The sequence below is a fragment of the Corynebacterium sp. HMSC034H07 genome (assembly GCF_001815175.1).
Classification (GTDB): Bacteria; Actinomycetota; Actinomycetes; order Mycobacteriales; family Mycobacteriaceae; genus Corynebacterium; species Corynebacterium hiratae.
In genome coordinates, this window is the sequence record NZ_KV819524.1 from 1 (window position 1) to 21,248 (window position 21,248).

Annotated in this window: 19 protein-coding genes; 11 read left to right on the forward strand and 8 right to left on the reverse strand. The window is 59.7% G+C overall.

Translation table 11 applies throughout. The features are described from left to right. The 5 genes from HMPREF3009_RS05740 to HMPREF3009_RS05760 all read left to right on the forward strand — a co-directional run. Positions 1 to 949 (forward strand): FecCD family ABC transporter permease (locus HMPREF3009_RS05740; RefSeq protein WP_070680625.1); only part of this gene is annotated, 949 nt, incomplete at its 5' end. A 6-nt stretch (positions 950 to 955) separates the two neighbouring features. Then, positions 956 to 1,867, forward strand: a complete 912-nt coding sequence (locus HMPREF3009_RS05745; protein WP_070680628.1) for an ABC transporter substrate-binding protein — start codon at positions 956 to 958, stop codon at positions 1,865 to 1,867. After that, the gene (locus HMPREF3009_RS05750) at positions 1,867 to 2,649 is read left to right on the forward strand and encodes an ABC transporter ATP-binding protein (protein WP_010189119.1); all 783 of its coding nucleotides are present in this window, start codon (positions 1,867 to 1,869) and stop codon (positions 2,647 to 2,649) included. Before HMPREF3009_RS05745 ends, HMPREF3009_RS05750 begins: the two co-directional genes overlap by 1 nt. Before the next feature lie 196 nt (positions 2,650 to 2,845). Continuing rightward, complete coding sequence (locus HMPREF3009_RS05755) at positions 2,846 to 3,286, forward strand: hypothetical protein (protein WP_070680631.1); 441 nt, start codon at positions 2,846 to 2,848, stop codon at positions 3,284 to 3,286. 101 nt (positions 3,287 to 3,387) lie between these two features. After that, positions 3,388 to 4,566: a hypothetical protein gene (locus HMPREF3009_RS05760; protein ID WP_070680634.1), complete on the forward strand. Its 1,179-nt coding sequence runs from the start codon at positions 3,388 to 3,390 to the stop codon at positions 4,564 to 4,566. On the opposite strand, the gene HMPREF3009_RS05765 is transcribed toward HMPREF3009_RS05760, so the two are convergent. The 3 genes from HMPREF3009_RS05765 to HMPREF3009_RS05775 all read right to left on the reverse strand — a co-directional run bounded on the left by HMPREF3009_RS05765 (position 4,563) and on the right by HMPREF3009_RS05775 (position 8,816). Next, a complete protein-coding gene (locus HMPREF3009_RS05765) occupies positions 4,563 to 4,949 on the reverse strand; it encodes a hypothetical protein (RefSeq protein ID WP_070680637.1) in 387 nt (128 codons plus the stop codon). The genes HMPREF3009_RS05760 and HMPREF3009_RS05765 overlap by 4 nt on opposite strands. A 363-nt stretch (positions 4,950 to 5,312) precedes the next feature. Next, the gene (locus tag HMPREF3009_RS05770) at positions 5,313 to 7,409 is read right to left on the reverse strand and encodes a siderophore-interacting protein (protein ID WP_070680639.1); all 2,097 of its coding nucleotides are present in this window, start codon (positions 7,407 to 7,409) and stop codon (positions 5,313 to 5,315) included. Positions 7,410 to 7,808: 399 nt separating this feature from the next. Beyond that, a complete protein-coding gene (locus tag HMPREF3009_RS05775; RefSeq protein ID WP_070680641.1) occupies positions 7,809 to 8,816 on the reverse strand; it encodes an ABC transporter substrate-binding protein in 1,008 nt (335 codons plus the stop codon). Between the two features lie 312 nt (positions 8,817 to 9,128). Here HMPREF3009_RS05775 and HMPREF3009_RS05780 point away from each other — a divergent pair, with 312 nt between their 5' ends. Continuing rightward, positions 9,129 to 9,437 carry a hypothetical protein gene (locus tag HMPREF3009_RS05780; RefSeq protein WP_046647481.1) on the forward strand — a complete coding sequence of 103 codons (309 nt, stop codon included), beginning with the start codon at positions 9,129 to 9,131 and terminating at the stop codon, positions 9,435 to 9,437. A 7-nt stretch (positions 9,438 to 9,444) separates the two neighbouring features. On the opposite strand, the gene HMPREF3009_RS05785 is transcribed toward HMPREF3009_RS05780, so the two are convergent. After that, positions 9,445 to 10,581, reverse strand: a complete 1,137-nt coding sequence (locus HMPREF3009_RS05785; protein ID WP_232760993.1) for a DUF418 domain-containing protein — start codon at positions 10,579 to 10,581, stop codon at positions 9,445 to 9,447. Between the two features lie 128 nt (positions 10,582 to 10,709). Between HMPREF3009_RS05785 and HMPREF3009_RS05790 the strand changes: the two genes are divergently transcribed. Then, on the forward strand, positions 10,710 to 11,159 hold the full coding sequence (locus tag HMPREF3009_RS05790) for a DUF1990 family protein (protein ID WP_046647479.1): 450 nt from the start codon (positions 10,710 to 10,712) through the stop codon (positions 11,157 to 11,159). A 14-nt stretch (positions 11,160 to 11,173) separates the two neighbouring features. Here the strand turns inward: HMPREF3009_RS05790 and HMPREF3009_RS05795 are convergent, their stop codons facing one another. After that, positions 11,174 to 12,136, reverse strand: a complete 963-nt coding sequence (locus tag HMPREF3009_RS05795; RefSeq protein ID WP_070680644.1) for a YwqG family protein — start codon at positions 12,134 to 12,136, stop codon at positions 11,174 to 11,176. Positions 12,137 to 12,388: 252 nt separating this feature from the next. Between HMPREF3009_RS05795 and HMPREF3009_RS05800 the strand changes: the two genes are divergently transcribed. Beyond that, positions 12,389 to 14,215: a vWA domain-containing protein gene (locus tag HMPREF3009_RS05800; protein ID WP_232760995.1), complete on the forward strand. Its 1,827-nt coding sequence runs from the start codon at positions 12,389 to 12,391 to the stop codon at positions 14,213 to 14,215. A 117-nt stretch (positions 14,216 to 14,332) separates the two neighbouring features. Here the strand turns inward: HMPREF3009_RS05800 and HMPREF3009_RS05805 are convergent, their stop codons facing one another. Next, positions 14,333 to 15,163 carry an aspartate dehydrogenase domain-containing protein gene (locus HMPREF3009_RS05805; protein WP_070547127.1) on the reverse strand — a complete coding sequence of 277 codons (831 nt, stop codon included), beginning with the start codon at positions 15,161 to 15,163 and terminating at the stop codon, positions 14,333 to 14,335. Positions 15,164 to 15,499: 336 nt separating this feature from the next. Further along, positions 15,500 to 16,399 carry a site-specific integrase gene (locus tag HMPREF3009_RS13720; protein ID WP_232760996.1) on the reverse strand — a complete coding sequence of 300 codons (900 nt, stop codon included), beginning with the start codon at positions 16,397 to 16,399 and terminating at the stop codon, positions 15,500 to 15,502. A 500-nt stretch (positions 16,400 to 16,899) separates the two neighbouring features. On the opposite strand from HMPREF3009_RS13720, the gene HMPREF3009_RS05815 reads away from it, so the two are divergent. Genes HMPREF3009_RS05815 through HMPREF3009_RS05820 form a run of 3 tightly spaced genes read left to right on the forward strand, consistent with a single transcriptional unit; the run spans position 16,900 to position 19,367 of the window. Next, entirely contained in the window at positions 16,900 to 17,262 is a 363-nt protein-coding gene (locus tag HMPREF3009_RS05815; RefSeq protein ID WP_005293765.1) for a MobC family plasmid mobilization relaxosome protein, read from the forward strand. Beyond that, positions 17,243 to 18,853, forward strand: coding sequence for a relaxase/mobilization nuclease domain-containing protein (locus tag HMPREF3009_RS13045; protein ID WP_005322338.1), 1,611 nt, complete (start codon positions 17,243 to 17,245; stop codon positions 18,851 to 18,853). The genes HMPREF3009_RS05815 and HMPREF3009_RS13045 overlap by 20 nt, the downstream gene beginning before the upstream one ends. A 37-nt stretch (positions 18,854 to 18,890) precedes the next feature. Continuing rightward, on the forward strand, positions 18,891 to 19,367 hold the full coding sequence (locus HMPREF3009_RS05820) for a hypothetical protein (protein ID WP_012359769.1): 477 nt from the start codon (positions 18,891 to 18,893) through the stop codon (positions 19,365 to 19,367). 169 nt (positions 19,368 to 19,536) lie between these two features. Here HMPREF3009_RS05820 and HMPREF3009_RS05825 read toward each other — a convergent pair whose 3' ends face one another. After that, on the reverse strand, positions 19,537 to 21,096 hold the full coding sequence (locus tag HMPREF3009_RS05825; protein WP_034664651.1) for a SulP family inorganic anion transporter: 1,560 nt from the start codon (positions 21,094 to 21,096) through the stop codon (positions 19,537 to 19,539). Between the last annotated feature and the right edge of the window lie 152 nt (positions 21,097 to 21,248).

A 21,248-nucleotide genomic window follows, 5' to 3' on the forward strand; every position in this document is an offset into this window, starting at 1 on the left:
CCCGCTACGCACTCTAAAACCGGAAGAGCCCCTTAACCCCGCCGAGGTCATCGGCGTGCTGGCGGGCGGCGGAAACAAGCTCGAGCGCACCGTCGTCATCGACTGGCGCCTGGCCCGCTCGCTCGTGGGTCTAGCCGTCGGCGCCGCGCTGGGGCTCTCCGGCGCCATCACGCAGCGCATCGCCCGCAACGGCCTGGCCAGCCCGGACATCCTGGGCATCAACCAGGGCGCCACCGTGGCGGCCGTGGCCATCATGGTCTTCGGAGGATCTGCCGGGGCCGGCGGGGCGTTCGGCGCCTACGTCGGCATCCCGCTCGCCGCCATGGCCGGCGGTCTCGCCACCGGCGCGGCCATCTGGATGCTGTCCCGGCGCGGCAGGGTGGATATGTTCCGCCTCGTCCTCGTGGGCATCGGCGGCAACGCCTTCCTCCACGCCCTGGTCACGTACATGTTGGCCGCCACAGATCTCAACACCGCGGCCGCGGCCAAGGTGTGGATGGTCGGCTCGCTCAACGGCTGCACCTTCGAGCACCTATGGCCCACCCTGGGCATGCTCGTGGTGTGTGGCCTAGTGCTAGCCCGCATCGCCATCGATCTGCCCGCGCTGGAGCTCGGCGAGGATTCCGCCCAAGCCCTCGGCGCCCCCTTGAAGAAGATCAACGCGGCACTGCTCATCGTCTCAGTTCTACTGGCCGCGGTGACCGTCTCCGCCGTGGGCCCGGTGGGCTTCGTGGCCTTCGTCGCCCCGCAGATCTCCGCGCGCCTGGCGCGGGTCGGGGCGCCGCCCCTGGGGACATCGGCGGCCATGGGCGCAATCATCGTGTGCGTGTCCGACCTCATCGCCCGCTGTGCCTTCGGCTGGGAGATCCCGGTGGGCATCATCACCTCGGTCATCGGCGGACCTTTCCTCATCTGGCTGCTCTGGCAGCAAACTCGAACACGAAAGTAGACGACCATGCAACGACGTAACTTCCTCAAGATCACCGCTGGCCTCGGCGTCGCCGCCTTCGCTGCGGCCTGCTCCAAACAGGAGACTGCGCCGAGCGAGCAGGCGGCCACCTCCGCGGCATCGTCCAGCGCCGCCGAGCAGCACCAGCGCGTGATCGCGCTCAACACCGGCCAGCTGGACAACCTCCTCATGCTGCGCATTCTCCCGGTGGGCGCGGCCAAGGCCAAGAACCTGGGCGTCGTCCCGGACTACATCCGCAACCGCTTCGGCTCCGACTTCGATCTGGACTCCATCGCGGACTGCGGCCTACGCGCCAACCCGGATCTGGAGACCATCGCCTCCCTGAAGCCCACCCTCATCTGCGCTAACTCGCGTACGGACGAGGCCATCCTGGAGCAGCTCAAGGCCATCGCGCCCGTCGTCACCGGTAAGGGCGGCGGCGAGAACTGGAAGCAGGACCTCCTCACCATCGCCGAGGCCGTGGGCAAGAAGGACTCCGCCGAGACCCTCCTGGCCGAGTACGAGTCCAACGCCAAAGCCTGGGGCGAGGGCCTATCCTCCAAGCCCACCGTCTCCTTCCTGCGTTCCAAGGAAGACCAGTTCCAGCTCTACGGGGTCAACTCCATGGCGGGCTCCGTGGCCGCCGATGCCGGCCTGCCCCGCCCCGCCAACCAAAAGCAGATTGAGAAGGCTGGCCAGGACATCTCCGCCGAGCAGCTCTCCGAGGCCGACGCCGACTGGATCTTCTACGGCGTCAACGCCGGCGCCGCCGACCCCTCGCAGGCCGCCACATGGCACTCTCTCAAGGCAGTGCAGGCCAACCAGGCCGTGTCCGTGGACTACGAGTCCTGGTACATGAACGCGTCCCTGCTCTCGGCCACCATCATCCTCCAGGGTCTGAAGGACAACATCAGGTAATGAACGCTCGACTTTCCGCGCACTCCGTCTCCGTCGGTTATGGCGATACCGTCATCAGCCGCGACGTCACACTCGACATCCCCGACGGCCAGGTCACCACGCTCATCGGCGCCAACGGCTGCGGCAAGTCGACCCTCCTGCGCGGCCTGTCCCACTTGCTCCCACTGTCGGCGGGCTCCGTCACCCTCGACGGGAAGAAGCTGGGTGACTACTCCTCCCGGGAGCTAGCCACGCGCTTGTCGATGCTCCCCCAGTCCCCCATCACCCCTGCCGGCGTCACCGTCGCAGACCTCGTGGCCCGCGGCAGGCACCCGCACCAGTCCTGGCTGCAGCAGTGGTCCGCCTCCCACTCCGCCGCCGTGGACGAGGCCATGGCGCTCACCAACGTCTTTCAGCTGCGCGACCGCCCCGTGGACTCCCTGTCCGGCGGCCAGCGCCAGCGCGTGTGGATAGCCATGGTCCTGGCTCAGGACACCGACATCGTCTTCCTCGACGAGCCCACCACCTACCTGGACCTGGCGCACTCCATCGACGTCCTCGAGCTCGTCTCCACGCTCAATAAGGAACAGGGCAAGACCATCGTCATGGTGCTCCACGATCTCAACCTAGCCGCCCGCTACTCGGACAACCTCGTCCTCATGAAGGACGGCTCCGTCACGGCCCTGGGCTCGCCCGAGTCCACCATCACGCCGCAGGCCCTGCGCGACGTCTTCGGCCTGGACTCCCGCGTCATCGAGGACCCCGTCACCGGCGGGCCGCTCATCGTGCCGGAGCGCCCATAAGCCCCGTCGTTCCCTGCGTTTTTCGATCATGGGAAAGGCGGCGGGAGTTCATCATGTTCACACTTTCAGTCACAGGACGGCTACTGCACACTGTGTGACACATTCTGCGAATCGTTGCTCATTGCTAGCAAAGACTTAACAGACTCGTGACCAGTAATCTCTAGTCCCCGTCGTGCTGTGAAACTACCCTGTGGGTATGAAGAATCTGCGCGCACTCCTGTCCCTCAGCCTGCTGCTGCCACTCGCCGCGTGTTCCGCCGGCGAGGAGGACTCTGCGGCACCGTCGGCAGTCACGACCACCGTCGTTCACTCGGCCAACGCCCCTGCGGGTGACGATGCCGCCGACGACGTTGCTTCCGGGGCCGCTCCCGGCGCGTCCGGCACCGCACCAGCCCCAGCATCCTCCACTATCCCGCCCTTGCCCGAGGGCGCCTGCGCCACCTCCCAGCTCTCCGCCGAGATCGCCAACGTGGGATTGCTCGACGCGGCGGCCTGCCAACCGCAGGACGCCGATGGCCTGCGGATCTATCCGCCCGAAAACACCGACAGCCTCTATGTCGCAGTACCGGGCCTGCAGGGCTGCGCGGGCGAGGTCGACATCTTGTCTGTCCAGCCCATTACTGAGCTCTCCCCGTAAATCATTTCGATCTCTAACAATTTCCAGCCGGTGATAGAACTCGGCTTCGCGCTTCGTTAGTCTCGGCCACGAGTTCGCCCCTCGGACGAAGGACATACACCATGACCACTCTCCCTGCCCTCCTGCCCCAACGCACCGCGCGTGCCGCAGTAGCGGCGGCATCAGCAGCCGCGCTCGTTGCGTCCTGCTCCCTCCCCGACACCCGGCGCGAGGCAGCCCCGTCGGAATCCGCAGTGGCACCTGACTCGAGCACGGCGACCGAGTCTGCCTCCAACCCAACAGCGACCTCGAGCACTTCCTCACGCGCGACTCGCAGCAGAACCAGCCCAGCTACGTCGAGCAGGGCGGCATCGACACGCAACTGGCCCGTATCCTTGGCCGAAGAAAGCTGCGACTCGAACGCCGGAGTCGCCGACACCGGAGCCGGCGAATTCGTTGGCAAAGGCGAAGCACCAACGGCCATCGTTCATTTCCTGTCGACGGAGGAGCCTGAACGCGGAGCACCTCTCAAAGACTTCAAGGTCACCCAAGATTCTTTCGATTCGTGCGAGCCCCTGAGCTACATCATCGCCTCCGGCAACTACGAGGGCGAACAAGTGGTCTTCCCCATCGTTTTCAACTGGGGCCACCCGCTCAATGACAGAAATGGGTACTTCTCCGGCGACGGCTTCGACTTCACCATTGGCAGCGACTCCGTAAGTTTCACTACGGGCGATACTCCCGCACATGAGGCAGGCAAGCCAGTGAGCGTGACATTTACCGCGATGGACTTCGGAGCACTCAAGACCGAGCTCAACGCAGAAGACAAACACCACATCGGAATCGACCTCACCCAGCTGAGCGACGCCGTCGATCCGGCCGACCTCGACGAGTTCTACGAATTCGACACCAATAGCGGCCCCGTCCGCTGCCGCTTCTCCATCAGCGAAAGTGAATGCGGCTTCATCGACGGCGATTTTTCCCCCGCGGAAGCCATGAACGGACCAAGCAACTACTTCCTCAAAACCCATGGCGAAACGGAAGTCGACCTCGCCACCTTCAGAGACGACTCCAAGGACTTCCTGTCCGACAAGAAATTTGAAAAGGTCGGCGACGGCACTTACGAGGCCGGCACCTTGGGTCACCCCATCCAGGCGGAGCTCAAAGACGGCACTCTGACCCTCTACTTCCCCGACGGCGCCTACGTCTTCGAGGACGGCGTCCTCGACTTCTTCAACGAGGATGACCTGGAGGCGGGTACCATGCGCTCGGCGGCAACGTCCTCTGCCCGCGCGGATTAGCCCTCGATGTCGCGCAAGTAACGGGTCAACACCCCGCCCGCAATAGTGCGCAGCGCGACGTCCTTGGTCACCACCGTGCCCGCGGCCACGACCGCATGCTCCCCTTTGTGGATGCCACCTTGATCCTGGAAACGCGCGCCCGAGTTGATGACAACGTTTTCCCGATGTGCGTGTTGCTGCCAAACAGGCTGGATACCTAGCGCGAGCAAGGTATCGCTGTCTCCTAGGCCAACTGCGGCAATGCGCTCGTTCCCATTGCCCTCAATATTTGACGCCGAGGAATCCTCGCCTCGGGAGCAACCGGAAAGGACGAGAGTGGATGCTGCTAAGACAGCGGCCGTCTTCATTGCCGCGCGACGGGTCAGCGAATTGTTTCGAAACATATAGAAGCCTAACGTGTAGGGAGCTCATTGGGGTGCGGTGAAGGCCATCGGACGCACGGGGTGTTGATCGATCCTCGAGCGCGCGTCAATCACGTCTACCGCGTCTACCCCACATGGGGCAGCCTAACTAGATAAAGGATAGGCTAAGTTAATTATTTTTGGGGGTGTGTGGCTGCCGATATGGAGGCAGCTCAGCCGCTAGGGGCCAGCCGACAGGCGCTCCCAGCCGAAGGGGTGAGACCCCAGCCGATAGGAAGGCTCCCAGCGGAAGGGGGCCCGGCCGACAGGGGGCACTTTAGAAACGGTTTAGCAAACCACCGAACGTCCGCTGCTCCTCCACACGCTTCGCCCGACCACCGGCAGTTACCTACCTCCCCTCCCCACCTCGAACAGCTGGGCACTCCACCCCACCGGCTGCTTCGAACGCACTACCGCACCCACGGCAGCCAGGTGCTTCGCAATCACACGGGCCGTGGGCAGCTGCGATCCATACAGAACGAGGCGTGATAAATCTTCCTGGTAGTCATGATCCTCGGCCCCACTTTCCTGCAACACTGGGGTCACCAGGAACAGCTGCGCCCCAGAACGTAGTACGGCAGCTACCAGCTGCTGCAACTCTATAGCTGGCCAACGTCGCCACGGATCAACCAGCACCACAGCATCTACCTGCTCGCACAAAGTAGTCACTGTGCCAGCCCAATCCGCCCGGCGCGCATCCCCACCGCTATGCCCAACCGTTGGAGCGTGCAGTGCACTATAGCGAGCACGATCCCGGCGGCGTGGAGCAATATCGCGCAGCATAACATCCTCTGCGCTGGCCCCAGGCTCCGTCATCGCTGCAGTTGTTGCGCCTACTGAGATCCTTGCGTCATCCTCTGCCTCCGAAAACGACCCCAACACCACGGCGTTTGCCTGCGGTATCTTACGTAGAATCTCATCCGCATACACCGCCGCGGCCGGACCCCCCACCGCGCACCGAAGCGAGCCAGCATCCTGTCGCGCTAGTAGCTTGCTGCTCAGAATCTCCGCTGCGGCCGGGGCCGACCACTGAGCACTGGAGGCCGCCTGTTCGTGTTCCTCCACGGCCAGTTGTGGCTGGGTTTGCACAATGTAGTCCCAGCGGTGCTCGCCGGTATCAGCCGGATTCTGCAGTGCCTGCCCTAGCCGGCCAAGTGCTGCGGTCTTGGCGGCTGCCGGCCCGGTAATCCAATCCCTTACTGGAGAATCCGGGTTTGCCAACTCGCTGCCCAGCGCAGTGAGGCCGATTCGAACCGCCCGTTGGTCCGCCACATCCTCCGCTGAGCTATCCAGTGCTACATCCGCCGACAACGTCACTAACCCCACTGCCTCCAGGTAACGCGCAATCCGGAGAGCCAGCTCCTGCTGCAGGCCAGTTGCTTCGGCCAGTTGATCCACTCGATCCGCGCCCTCATCAATCAGGCCAAAAATCCCCAAACCTACGGCTTGGCGCACCAGAATCGCCGACCCCATTTCGATGAGTTCATGCAGCTCAACCAGCGCATTACGGTGGCTCGTCACAGCCCCTGTCTCCGCCCCCTCACTGTCGCCCTGCGACGGAGTGCCCGTAACCTGCCCCGCACTCTCAGCCTGCGTAGCCGTCGCCCCTGCTTCCGATTGCACCGGTGCCATTGCGCGCCAGTACCCCGTAATCTCCACGTTTTCCCGCGGAATCCCCAGAGCTCGAACCCAGCGTCGGATCACCTTCAATCGCCCGGCCTCTCCCGCAGCCCATACATAGGGCATCGCAGCGGGCTCGGCCGCCCACTCTGGGTGTTCTCCGTACAACTCGGTAACTTTCGCCACGAAGTCCCCGCCCTCGTCTCGCACCTGCCAGTGAATGTCCACCTGTGCTTCGAACTCCAGTCGCTGGACATGTGCCCGCGTGGCTACCTCAATAATCGCCATTGCCCTATACCCGGCGGGCAAAGACTCTATACAGCGAGCAATCGCCGGCAGCGCCGTCTCGTCGCCCACCATCAGTAGCCACGGAGTGTGGGTGGGCAGCGCTGCGCAAGACTTCGGCCCTGCGATATACAGGGGATCTCCCGGTCGAGCTCGTGCGGACCAGTCCTCGGCCAGGCCTTGGCCATGCCGCGCGAAGTCTACGACGAGACGGCCCTGGGAGGCGTCGAATGAACGGACGGTATATGTCCGAAACAGATCTTTGACTTCCTCTTGCCATAGCACCGTCGCGTCCTCCCGTGTGATGGGGTGAGGGCGCTCCCCGGTGGCCGGGTCTGGGAAGATGATGCGGATATCGTCGTCGAAACCATCGCTGACTAGCGGGGGTGCGTCTACGCCGAACGCACTATGGGCGCGTAGTTGTTCGCCCGTCAGAGTAATGCGACGCATCCCTGGTGTGATGTCCTCGATGTCATCGACCTGCAGTTCGCGGATCGTAATGGGGTAGATTTCCCTGTCTCGGCTATTCCTCGCCATGGTCATTCCTTTCTCGTTTCTGGGTTGGCGGTGTGCGGTGGATCGGCATGCGGTGGGTCGGCATGCGCAGGGTCGATGCCTCTCGCCTCGGGTGCTGGCCGGTCAGCCGAACTCTTGTCCAGCACCGCGGTGCCCACTGCTGGAAAACGTTCTTCCAGCCATCGGCTTTCACCAGCTGCGCGTGCGTAAGTTCAAGTTCGCTCACCCGCACCGGATACGCCCCTGGACGGCGCCTCCACGCAGCAGCCGGATCCCACTGCGCAGAAGACAAGCAAAGTTCCTTGCGGGTCGGCGGGCGGCAGCGGGGAGGCGAGTGAGCGAACAAGAAAGGGCAAAAGAAAACACCCCACGCTGCCACACCGGGCGACACACTCGCGAGGGGTGCTGGAGAAAAAGAGACTAAGAGAGCTTTTTCAAGGTAGGCTTGACCTGCTCCAATACCCATGCACGGGACAGGGAGGTCGGCGTGTTCAGGCCGGCAACCACAGCCTCGTTACCCGCCAGGGTGGCGCCGGACTTGACCTGCGGCAGGTCTGAGTAGCCCGGGATCTTCTCCACCTCCGCGATGTCACCGGTGCGGTTATAGATCACCATGAAGTCCGCAGCCAGGGCGGAGACGTTTTCTGGCGACAGAGTCACGCGCCCCTGCTTTACCTCAATAGAGCCGTCGGTCAGATGTTCCGGGAATTTCATACCCAGGTCGTAGATGAAAGAGGCTCCTGGGTCCTTCGGGTCGGCCACAGCTCCAAAGGATCCCTGAGCGAACTGGGAGACCACACCGGTCTTACCCTCGATATTCGGCAGCTCGGACTTCGCATCGGTGAAGACCTTCTCATCCTGGTCGATGACTTCTTGAGCTTTATCTTCCTTGTTGAAGATCTTGCCGAGCTCCTTCAGCTGCGACTTCCAGCCGATCCCCTCACCCTCGGTGCCAATACCACCCAGAGTGGGCGCGATCTCGGAGAGCTGTGTGTAGTTATCCTCGGAGATCGTCCAGTAGTCCCCGACGATGAAATCCGGAGCAGCGGCAGCGATCTCTTCCTTCGGCAGAGTCTTGAAATCGGTCTGCTTGATAATCTCCACGCCGTCCAACTTGCCGTCGCGCCACGGGGCATTCATGTCCTTAGCAGACACCACCACGGCGGAGGGCTTGATGCCCATAGCCAGCAGGTTGTCGATGGCTGGACCAATGGCAACGACGCGCTCGGGGTTTACGGGGTATGTGTCTTCCCCCCTGGCGTGCTTGATGGTGACTTCGGAGGCATTATCACCGGAATTCGCTGCGGAGTTTGCGCCTGAGGAAGTATTTTCCGCCTTGCCATCTGTATCGGAGCTGCAGGCTCCCAACATCAGGGTAGTGGAGAGCACGGCGAGACTGAGCGCACGGACAACGATTGAGTTCTTCATCCTGAATGGGTTTCCATTTCACTAAACGAACAAGGTTAGGTAAGGCTACCATCACCCAGGGTAGGCTAACAAGGGTAATCCGAGACTTTTTAACTTAATTTGGATCGGGGAGGGCACGACGATCCAGCTTCCCATTACTGCTCAGCGGCAATGCCTGCAGAGCTGAAGCCATGTCCGACAACAACACGTCCAAACGGCCCCGGCTGAAACATCAACCCCGATTAAGACACCCGCGAGGTTGACAAAATATATCGGAACGCCTCCAAAAATGAAGCCTCGTATATTCCATTACACAGGCCTACAATCGCGGCCATGGAATCGAAGACGCTGACGTCACTGGTATTTGGAAATGTTGTGCTGGAATCGCAGATGACGAAGACGATTATCGTCGTCTACGCCGACGACATGCGGTCATGGTACTTTCGTCCGAGCCCGTATACGGAGCTCAAGGTGCCCCTCGATGAGCTGCAGGGGAAGCTGAGCAGAGAGCGCGCGGAACTCATCTCAGAGCGCATTTTTGATGGCGTCAAGCTGGAGCTCGAGGAAAGCTACTCCGGAGGCGTCGACCGCGCCCAAAAGGAGCTCTGCAGTTGGCTCCTGTGTGAGGAAGCAGCCGCTTAGACCAACGTCAAGCCGACCCGAGAGCCGACTTAGGCTCAATACGACCCGTTGGGCCATACGCCAACCGGCGATGCGCCCACTCGAACGGGCCAGGTTTGCCCCAAGCCTCAAGCAGAGCAGCGAGCAGCAGCGTCAGGACAAAGACCAGCAGACCGATACCAAGCTTGCCACTCACCGAAGCATCCGCACCTAGTCCGAAGCCAGCTGGGGTAACCAGAATGATGAAGAAGACCGACTGCGAAATGTAGCCCGACATCGAGCGCTTGCCTAGCGCTACGAAAGCATAGGCCCACCCGGGGACCCGGTTGTCGAGTCTCTCCGTGAGCAGTGCCAATATCGCCAGAATGCCAGGACCAGTAAGAAAGCCACAAGCCTGGTTCAGCATGAAGAACACTGGTTCCAGTTCAATTGGTAAAACGCCAGCGGCAGTAAGACCCCACGGAAGCCCCACAAAGACGATGACCGCGCCTGCGATGACAACCCAGGTGATGAGAGTGCGGCGGTGTGCAGAAACGTTGGCCAGCACGCCCTCCCGCGCCCAGATGTACCCGATGAGCAAGGCACCTACTAGCCCCACGAAGACGATGGGGACCTGCCCCAAGGCAGCAACCTCACCGCGCAGGTTGCGGGCGAAATAGTCGCCGAAGGTGACAAGGTCATCGGTCATCGGCCGCGAACTGGGCAGAGGATTGAAGTAACCAAAATAGGCTCCCAATGCGCCCGAACCGGCGAAAGCCGCATAGCCGCCAAAGAACCAGTAGGCAATGCGCCGCAGCGTGCGCGTCGAGAGCGTAAAGCACCGAGCCAACGCGATGCCCATGAGGCCATAGACCAGCATGATGTCCCCGTCGAAAAGCACGAAGCCATGTGCCAGACCAAAGACCGCCAGCAATCCGTAGCGGCGGATGAGCACACGCCGTGACTCTGTAGTGGTGTAGCCCTTGCGCTGCAGGCTCGCAGCAATGAGACCAATGCCGAAGCCCAACAGCATGCAGAACATCGGCAGGCCTCGCACACGTACAAACATGCCGGTGAACACCGCGGAGAAAATGTCTAAAGTGCTGCCGGGGCGCACACCGCCCACGGTGGAGCTGGGGCCTATCGACCACTCATTGACTACCCAGCTCTGCACAGCATTCGCCATGGCAATCCCCAAAAGCGCCGTGCCGCGCGCTAAGTCAGGAACGATAAGTCGTTGTCGTTTCTCCTGTATACACCCTATTTTACTCTTCTCAAGCATCTTCTAAGGGCAGTTTGACTAGGCTAAGCCCCATGCCTGAGCCACTCTCCTACTCCTCCGCCGAAGGGTTCCCGCAGCTGCACATGTCCCGTGTCATAGACGCCGATTTCGATATTGCCGCAGACAAACTGTTCCGCTGGGGCCCGCAGCGCAGCGGTCTTTTTCGGGTTCGCCCGAGCCACGCCACGGTGGAAGAAGGCGCGGAGGTCGGCCTCGGGTTGGGGCCGTGGGAGTTTCGCTGCCGAGTGGTGGATGTGTTCCACGAGGAGGGACGCTGCGGTTTTACCTACGGCACCCTCCCCGGCCACATTGAGCGCGGCGAGGAGACCTTCACCTTAGAACGCCTGCGGGATGGGCGCACGCTGCTGCTTGTCGACGCCTCCTCCCACCCCGCCCACCTAACCTTCCTGCGCCCGCTGCTCGATATACCCCGGCGCGCTCTGATCCGGTGGTTTTATCTGCGGGCGCTGGATGAGCGATAGGGATGGCAGCCGCTTTAGCCGCAGTCCCAGTCGAAGAGAACCTTGTCGAAGTTACGCGCGGCGAGGTCTTCGGGGTGGATGTAAAAGTTTCCGATTCCTCCATCACCCCATTCGAATGTGCCACCATTATCCGCCGTCGCGAGTGCGATGTGTTCATCGCTAATAGGAAGTTTGCTGGGGTTCCAGTAGGTAGCGTAGCCGCCGAGGCGAACCTCGCACTGCCCGTCCTCGAGGTTTACGCGCTCCTCTGATTCCTCAGCGGTGGGATCAACGCTGAACCCCTCGGCTTCAACGCTGGCCACAATCTCATCGAACAATTCCTTCTGGCCGTCCTTAGTATCGCCGGGGAGCTTCGTCGCCTCGATTGTGGTTTCCCCGTCGATAACGCGCCGCGTGATAATGCCCCAGCCGTATGTGTGAACATCCACCAGGTCCTCGCCGCGCCGCAGGAGAGCCCTAAGGTCGTTGTTCCAAAAGGCGGTGCGGCCGAACTCGTGCGCGTTTTCGGTAACGCTCAGCTCGCTCAGCTTCCCGTCGATAGTCGTAGCCTCCAGCGGTTCCTCCGCTGGGTGCTCTCCTGAATCCTCTACTTCCTCCGGCACCTCGCCTACGTGTGGGGCGGAGATGTCTTCAAGGTATCGAGCGAAGGGCGTGGAAGTGCGTTCACCTGTCGCCACATACTTGTTACAGAGTTCCATTCCCCATCCGTACTCACCGGGTACGAAAAGCTGAAGGAGGCCGGAGGTAGGGAAACCGGGAAGCGGTTCAAACTCAGCGAAGTTGAACTGGGCAATAAAGAACATGGGCTCGTCGTCGTACTCGGGGTACGGCGCGTGCTCTGGCAGGTACGGGGTTCCGCACAGCTTGGAGGTGGTAGGCGAATCTGGGCGGGCGCTTTCCGCAAAGTCGATGATCGGGCGCGTGGGGACACTGTCGAAGGAATACTTCAGGGCATAAAAGTCGTCTTCTGCTGTCATGGGGCGATTTTAAAGAAGAATCATGCAGGTAGCTCGGGGGATATTCCCCACCGCCTTTTCGAAGGCAAGCGGCACGCAGGCGTTCAATGTAGCTTGGCTCACATGGAAAACACGTCACGCTTCTCTCTAACGCCCCTGTTAACGGCGTTGATCGCTGTTCTTGGAACAACCGCTCTTGCCGTTGTATCAGGCCTCTTTCCAGTAGCCTCTGCTGAAGAAGAGACGAATGCCCCCAGTTCCTCTTCCAGCACCATGGCTCCGACCATGGTGGTCTTCGATTCCTCCGGTTCCATGATCACCAACGATGCCGGCGGGCAGACCCGCATTGATGCCGCCAAAGATGCCGCCCGCACCTTCATCACGGAGGCTGGTGACGACGCCCCTCTGGGGCTTGTCACCTACGGCGGCAACACCGGCGAGGCCCCTGAAGATGAGGCGGCCGGCTGCCAGGACATCACCGTGGTCACACCACCCGAGGCCGGCAATTCCGACAAGATGATCGCCCACATGGATGGCCTGCAACCGCGCGGCTTTACGCCCATCGGCGAGTCCCTGCGCAAGGCCGCCGCTGAGTTACCAAAGGAAGGCCAGCGCAGCATCATCTTGGTCTCGGATGGCGTTGCCACCTGTACCCCGCCACCAGTCTGCGATGTGGCGAAGGAGCTGAAGGAGCAGGGCATCGACCTAGTCATCAACACCGTCGGCTTCAACGTTGAGCCCGAGGCTCAGCAGGAACTGCAGTGCATTGCCGACGCCACCGGCGGCACCTACGCCAACGCCTCCGACGCCGATAGCTTGGCCAAGGAGCTGAACCGTGCGGCCCCGCGCACCTTCAACGCCTACGAGTCAGACTTAGAGGAGATCGAAGGCGGCGAAACCGAAGGTTCCCCGGCCAAGGTAGACCGTGACGTAGAGGCCTTCTCCACCACTCTTCTTCCGACGGAAGGTAAAGGGCACTCGGCTGAATCCACTACCTTCTTCACCACCCCCATTGCTGAAGGCGAGCGCGTTGTGATCAGCGCCAACTCAACGCAAACACCAAGCATCAACAACTTCCGAAAAGGTGGAACTCTGTACTTGGGAATTCACGCAGCCGAGCTATCTTGCGAGCTCGACACCGCTACCGCTGGTGATAACTCGGTAAACCAGTACCAAACAGCGACCTTGTATAGCACCCAGGGTGGTGAAGAGGGCTGCGACTCCGATGAACTTGCCTTCATTATCGAGCGACGAGGTGATTGGAAACAGGATGAGGAGCTCGGCGTAGAAGTGACCATCACCCGCTTTGGCGAGCCGGACATGGAGGGCCAACCAGATCTGGCCGAGGAAAAGACCGAACCCGGCCATGTCACGGCTTCCGGCGACGCCACTGAGGTTACTCCCGGAACGTGGTTTACCAACGCTGCTGAGCTCACCCCACAGCAGCCGGTACGCGCACAGATTGTGCCTGGTGAAACGCATTTTTATCGCATTTCTGCCGAACACGGGCAACAGGTTGCCGGCACGGTCTCCATGGTCGAAGAGGCCGATGACTTTGACAACAATGGGCCGGGTGACTCCCTCGTTCTTACCGGCTACAACGAAGCACGCGCAAAAATTGATCTGGAGGGTTCCCGCGCCGTCGTAATTAAAGACGGCACAATCGATTTCAGTTACCCAGCACCGATCCTCTTTGCCAACCGTTACGGCGGCTCGCACAACGATGGGTCTGGGATGTGGGAAACCGAAAGCGTGTGGCAGGGCGGCGAGCAATACATCGCTGTTAACTACGAGCAGCTCCTGACCGAGCAAGAAATCGACGAAAACACCCAGTTGCCGGTGCTTACTTATGACCTCGTGGCAGACGCCATGGGCGATCCCGTTCCGGAGCCGACCTTTGCGCCAGTCAAACTCGAGACCGAGAAGCCCTCTGCGCCAGCAGAAAAAGAAGATAAAGAAGACACGGAGAACCGCGCGCAAGACAGCGATGACTCATCGCTCTTCTCCGGATTCCCCTTCCTTTTGGTGGGGCTTGGATTGCTAGTCTTGTTCGGTCTCGTTATCGCTCTGGTTGTCGTAATTAGAAGCCTGAACCGCTAACCGCTCTCCCGAAGAACGTCATTCACGGTAAATAGTGCCCCGAATCTTCAAGATTTCGGGGCTTATTTACGGTGACTGTCGTGACGTAGTACTCCACCCTGCAGGGCACCACCTCCGCTACTGAAGCGGAGCCATCGCGTGTCTTAAAGTGTGCGCAACCGACAACGCCGTAATGGCTGAGGTTTTGGGATTTACGGGACTGGGAGCAGATTCGCTAACCAGAGAGAACTTACCGGCAGAGCCTGATACCTCGATGTCATGACGTGTTCTAATCAGATTCGGAGAAGCAATGAGCTCAACCGATACGCGCTCAAGTGAACGCGCAAGTAACTCGTCATCGCTGGGGCCTTTGCCGCGAGTCGCCCAGGCAAGGGCGACGGAAACATTGACGTTGCCAGGGAATTTTGCAATCGCGTCACTAGGGCTGCCACTGAAAAGTAGAAACGGTTCTGTTGCGTTTTCTAGTTGCGCGCGCTCGTCATCATTCATCCAGCCTTGAATGAGGGCTTCGGCTTTCTTGGTCGTTCGAATCTTTACGGTGTCCACGGCATTCGACTCTGCAAGCGCTGCCCACAAATCAAATCCGCCGATCGCACCAGAGGTGACATGCACTTTTCCAGGCCCAGACAACAGTGTTTGGCGCGCATCAGGATCGGCCAAAGCGCCTACTGAAGTCAACACCAGATCCTTGCTACGTGTAATCACCGCCGGTCCGTGTTCTTTCGCCGCCGCAACGCCTGCGCATTCAACCACGATATCGTGGGCATCGATGAGCCTGGGAAGGTTGTCATCGTAAAGGGATACTCCCAAGGCGCCGCGTTCTCGGTGCGGGGCAGCATCACGAACAAATGCACTGACTTCGAATTCCGATGGGTCAAAGAGTGACACCAATTGACGCCCGATTGCGCCAAACCCAAGGAGCAATACTCGTGGAGCCGAAGCAGACATGACAATCCTCCATTACCTTGCGATTTATACGTGACCCCACTCTATCCACTTAGCTCTTGCCACAGGATTCCTAGACGCAAACATCGTTCCGCAAATCGGGGTTCCGCCCCGCTACGAAATGTCCCTTAAGCCCGCTAGTCGAAAACGAAGAAGCCCCACCAGCCATGTTGACTGGTGGGGTTCTGGAAGTTGGTAGCGGGGGCCGGATTCGAACCGACGACCTCTGGGTTCTCACCCTCAAGTTCGAGCCACCTGCAGTTATTACCCTTTTACCTGCTGATTAGAGAGGTATAAGCATACTGGGCCTTACTGCGCCTTACCGCAGATTACCGACTCTTAAGTCCCGTTTTGAGTCCCACTTTCTTCACCGAGATTCAAGGCTCCCCGCATAGCGTCGACATCAGTCCAATCCGTGTAGTTGCGCGTGTTCACGTCGACGTCATGCCCGAAGTAGGCTGCACGCACCTGGGCGGGCACCCCTCGCGCGATGGCCCGGTTATTGAGCACCGTGCGCCAGTCATGGGATCTCATTAAAGCGATGTGGTCGTCCTGGAGCTGCGCGCCGACATCTTTAAACAGAGCCGCTGACGCTTTCACGGCGTTGTCGGTGCGCCAGTGCGCCTGCTTGTCTCCTGGCGAAGGGATCAGTGGGTCGGTCGTTCCTAGTCCGTCGAGCCGGTTTAACCAAAACTTTTCGACACGCTTGTCCAGGAACGGGATAGAACGGCCTCTGTGCGTTTTGGATTGATCAGATGTAATGCTGATCGCGATTTGCCCATTAGCGACTTTTACAGATTGTCTCGTCGCCGCCAGCGCCTCTGAGATGCGAAGTCCCGTCCCCGCTTGTAGTAGTGCCAGCGCAACCACGTTGCCATGTTTTGCGATGGAGCTTGCTCGTCTGTCCGTACCCGGTGGTAACGGTCTGGCCGTATCGCGTGCAATGAGATGGTCTACAACGGCGTCGTATTGTGCGTTCGTCAGGGCGTGACCGCCTTGCGGTTTATTGCCCTTCTTGACCTCGCCGAGGTCGATACTGATTCCGCGTAACGGGTTGTGGTCGATAACACCCTCGCGGATGAGTTGATCCAGAATATACTTGCTCACGACAGTACGGGCCTGCCGTGCGGATTCCGACCCGTTTGCGGTGGCGATGGCCTGCAATGCGCGTTCGAGAGTTCGGAATTTCACAGCCTCGCCAATGGCATGTTTTCCAAGCTGTGCTTCGGCCTGTTTCAATGCGAGCTCATACCGGGCGCGCGTGTTCGGCCGCAGCCGTGCCGCCTGGATGGCCGGCTTAGAAACGTCGGTAATGAACGCCGAGAAGTTCTTACTCTTATCCCAATTGGTCGACGTCGAGTTGAGCTTGCTGTCCCGCTTCTCGACGGCAATTCGCCGGAATTCCCCCTTTGTCCTTGCCCGGATTGTCGGGCGGTAAGTCGTTCCGCCCCATAGTCGGACGGTGATTTTCGCTTCGTATGGACCGCGCGGCGGTAAAGCATCAACGACGCGATCGATGGAATCTTCCCCAGGGCTTAGTTTCGTTCTGGCGGCACGTATTTGCTTGCCGCCTGTTTGTGAGGGCCGTCTTTGACGGTGGCGAGTACGCCTGAAGATGCGCAGCAGATTCAGGGGGCCGACACCGGAGAAGCGTGACCCTTACAAACAGACTGTGGCCCCGGCTGCATCAGCAGTCGGGGCCACCCTGCCACAGTAAGCACGATAAGTAGGAGGTGGATATGCGAGACAAGTTCTCGACATATTCGCGCACCACCGTGCGCCTCGATAAGGATTTAGACCGATTTGTCGAGGAGGTCGCACGGGTCGTAGGGGTGCAAAAGGCCGTCGTGTTCCGGGAAGCTCTCTATGTCCTCGCGGAGGAGGAGAGCGTGCTGACGCAAAAGCGTTTGGCCCCGGACACGCTGCGCCGCCTGGACGAGATGAACGACCAACTGCGGCGGATTGGCGTCAATCTAAACCAGTTGGCTCGCCGCGCGAATATCGACGGCGTGGCCCCCGTGTCTGAGGCTGTAGAAAGCATTGGCTCCGAGGTTTCTTCTCTTCGCAAAGAGGTGAAGGACTTTGTCCACAATCAAGATTAACTACAGCCAGAATATCCGCGCGGCAACGGTCTACGCCGTCTATGGAACGGCAGACAATGCCCGCAAGGGTGAGGTGCGAGCCGATGCTTTATGCACGGTTCAACCTAACGCTGAATCGTTTTCTCCGGAGGCTACGGCTGGCCGTTGGTCGGGTGTGGACTTCATGGAAGCCAGTGTGGAAGAAATGGAGCGATATGCTCCGGCTCAGCGCACTGACGAAGCAATTATTTATATCCAATCGTGGGCTAAAGACGAGCTGGATAAGGATAACCCGGCCGATGTAGCTCGGGCTAATGCGGCTGGCTCAGAGCTGGCGATGCGGCTGACGCAGGGCACGGGAGTTCCGTTTACCGTGGCTACGCACACCGACAGTAAAAGCGGCTGTGTCCACAACCATATCGTCTTTGCCAACCACGATACGCAGACAAAGAAGGCTGCACCTCGGGATATGCGCAACTGGTACAAGCTGCGCAATATCAACGACGAGCTGATGCGCGATTTGGGGATGCGTGTCCTGGAGCGAGAGCCGGAAATATCGCTGCTTCCTGCTGAGCGCAGGGCACGCAAGGAGGGCAAGTCCACAGACTCGACGGGCCTGGGCGTGGATGAGCTGACCGCAGCCACGTGGGCTGATTTTGCCCGCAAGCGCATGGATGAGCTGTGCGCGGATAAACAGGTGGCAGATGCTGACGACCCACTGGCGAAGGCAGTAGAGATTGCTGGCAAATACAACCTGTCTCTAAAAGTGCAGCCCAACTCAAAAACCGAGGGTGAGTCGCTAACCGTGGCCCTGGTCGACGACGACGGCGAGGATGCCTACTTCACGAACACCACGAAGGCCGGACGTACTCGAAAGCGTAAAGCAGCTAAAGCTGGCTCAAAATTGGGCCGCAGCTACTCGCTAGAGGGTGTGACCGAACGCGTTAACGAGGCCCAATCAGCCCTTCTTGCGCGGCAGCTTGCAGCACTTCAAGCCAATTCAACCGATGACGACCTGGAGGCGAAATACGGCTCCAGCCTTCTCGATGACGAGGAGGAAGAAAACTATAACAACCAGGAGGTATTCAATCATGGTGTCAGTGACCGAGATGACGAAGCTAGCCCAAGCAGCGGCGAAAGGCAAGATGGACAGCGTCTTGAAGGTTCTCAGCCCACGCCTGGACAAGGCGGAGAAGGCTATCAAGACGCTGCAGGAGAAACTGAAGAGTCTGCCGGAGAATACAGGGGACATTCTCAGTTCTCTGCCCAGCGACTTCTCGACGAGGTTGACGCAAGCGGAAAGCGAATTAAGGAACGTAAAAAGCAATCTCGCCGCAAACAAGAACTACGTGAGCAGCAGTCACTTCCAAGTAACGATGATGGAAGTGCAGCAGATGATCACCGGGCTGATAAGGAACATCGAGGATCTGCCCAACGGCCTGGAGGGGGTAAAAGGGTACCTAATCGAGATAAGCGAGCAGATGTCGCGTCTGACAAGGATGCAACAGCTGGTACTCAAAGCAGCCGAAAGCCCCATCCATCTCGACAAGGATTCCAGCCAAGCAGTAGCCCAGAGCCTGAACGCTCAGATGACTTCGAGCCTGACTTCTAGCCTGGAACCGCTGGTAGAAGTAGCTGTATCTGAGGCAATGTCGAAAGAGTCCGAAAGCCTGCACAAGGCAGCAGAAGCATCTAAGAAGGCTCGCAGCGCCCTGCTCCAGGAGAAGGAGTCCAACGAAAAGCTGCTGGAGAAGATACGTGCAGAGCGCAAAAAGTACAACGACGACATGGAAAAGTCGAACACGAACTTTATTAAGGCCTGCATGTCTGCCTCGTGGATTGCAGCCAGTGTTCTCTTCGTTGCTATCGCACTCGTTGCTGTCGGAGCCTTGGGGAACGGGCTGCTAAGTATGCTCGGCATACCCGACGGCGTGTCTGCCTTGTGGGGTCACGTCCAGGAGGCCAACGGCATCGGCCCAACACTGGGCTGGTTGGCGTTAACACTTATCGTCATAGGGGTTCTTATAGCGCTTATGACCTGGATGTTGTCCCAGGCTGCGCCGGGTATTGCTCACTTAGTCGAGGAATACCGTCGCAATCACCCGAGGAAAGAAACGAACCACTAACTAGAACACGTGCACCGTAAAAAGTAAAAATCCCCACAACACAGCGTAGCGGTTAACCGCTACGCTTCTTTTATGCTCTTCCTATGCCCCAACTTTGCAACAGCACCAATAAACTGGCGCCCCGGTTATAAGTTGGGGCGCCAAGTCGATGTGCTCGAGTCGGGGGATGTTAGTGGCCGGTGCCAAGCCGGCCAGACAGGCGGTTCAGCCGGTCCTGACTGGGACCGTCGAGCCCGATAATGGACACGGTTTTGCCTCTGTCCTGGAACTTCTGCGTAATCGCGTCAAAGGTCGCGACCGTGGAGGCATCCCAGATCTCCGCCTCAGTGAGATCAATAGTGATATGACGGGCAGAATCGGTGTAATCAAAGCGATAAACCAGGTCATTGCTTGATGCCCAAAACAACTGGCCATGCACCCGGTAGGTACGAGTATCAATCTCGCCATCGCCGTCGCCGTCGATCTCGGAGACCTTTTCAATGGAAGCGATATGTGCCATCCGACGGGCGAACATGATCATCGCGGTGACCACACCCAACACCACACCAATGGCCAGGTTGCTGGTGGCTAGGGTGGCAATAATCGTCACGGCCATAACAATGGTCTCAGAGACCGGCATGAGTTTAAGGGTGCGTGGATGCACCGAGTGCCAGTCGATGGTGCCGACCGAGACCATGATCATGATTGCCACCAGCGCAGCCATCGGGATCATGCCAACGATGTCGCCCAGTGCCAGGACCAGGACCAGCAGGAACACACCGGCTAACAGGGTGGATAGGCGGGTACGTGCCCCGGATTCGCGGACGTTGATCATGGTTTGACCGATCATCGCGCAGCCACCCATGCCGCCGAAGAAACCGGAGGCAATATTAGCCACCCCCTGTCCCCAGGATTCACGAGTTTTATCGGAATGAGTGTCGGTGATGTCATCGACGAGTTTGGCGGTCATCAACGATTCCATGAGACCGACCACGGCCATGGCCAGGGCATAAGGCGCGATGATCTGCAGGGTCTCCAACGTCCACGGCACGTTCGGAATAAACAGGGACGGTAAGGTCTCCGGCATCTTGCCCATGTCCGAGACCGTCGGGACAGTCAAACCGGCGGCAATGACCAAACCGGTGAGCACGATAATCGTGACCAGCGGGGCGGGGATCACACTGGTGAGCTTGGGGAAGAAAATCATGATCACCACACCCAAGCCGACGAGTGGGTAGACTATCCAAGGCACATCAATGAGGTGTTCGAGTTGGGCGGTGAAAATCATAATGCCCAGTGCATTGACGAAACCCAGCATCACCGATCGGGGGATAAAACGCTGAAGTTTCGCCACACCGAGGGCGCCGAGCACGATTTGTAGGACACCGCCCAACAGGACGGTGGCGATGAAATAATCCATCCCGTAACCACGCGCCACAGGAGCAATGACTAGGGCAATAGCCCCGGTGGCGCCGGTGATCATTGCCGGGCGGCCACCGGTAAAGGCGATCGCAATGGCCATGACTACCGAGGAAAACAGACCCATGGCTGGGTCAACACCGGCAAGGATGGAAAAGGCAATGGCCTCAGGGATCAGCGCCAGGGATACCGCCAGTCCGGCCAGAATCTCTATACGGATACGGGCGGGGGAAGAAAATGCGTAACGGAAGGATGCGATGATCCCGGTAGGGGCATCAGCGCCGTCTGGACTCAGGAGGGGGCGGGGGGCCGCCGTGCTAGTTTCAGTCATAGATGTCCAATCTTTGAGGGGATAGGTAACTGGGCGAACGCCCGAAAGGAATCCAACCCTCTAGTAACTTTAGGTTTGGTGATGGTGGTCATGGTAGCGGGAGTTTTACTCAACCGCCAACCCAGGCACAGGAACCCGTGGGCAACATCACC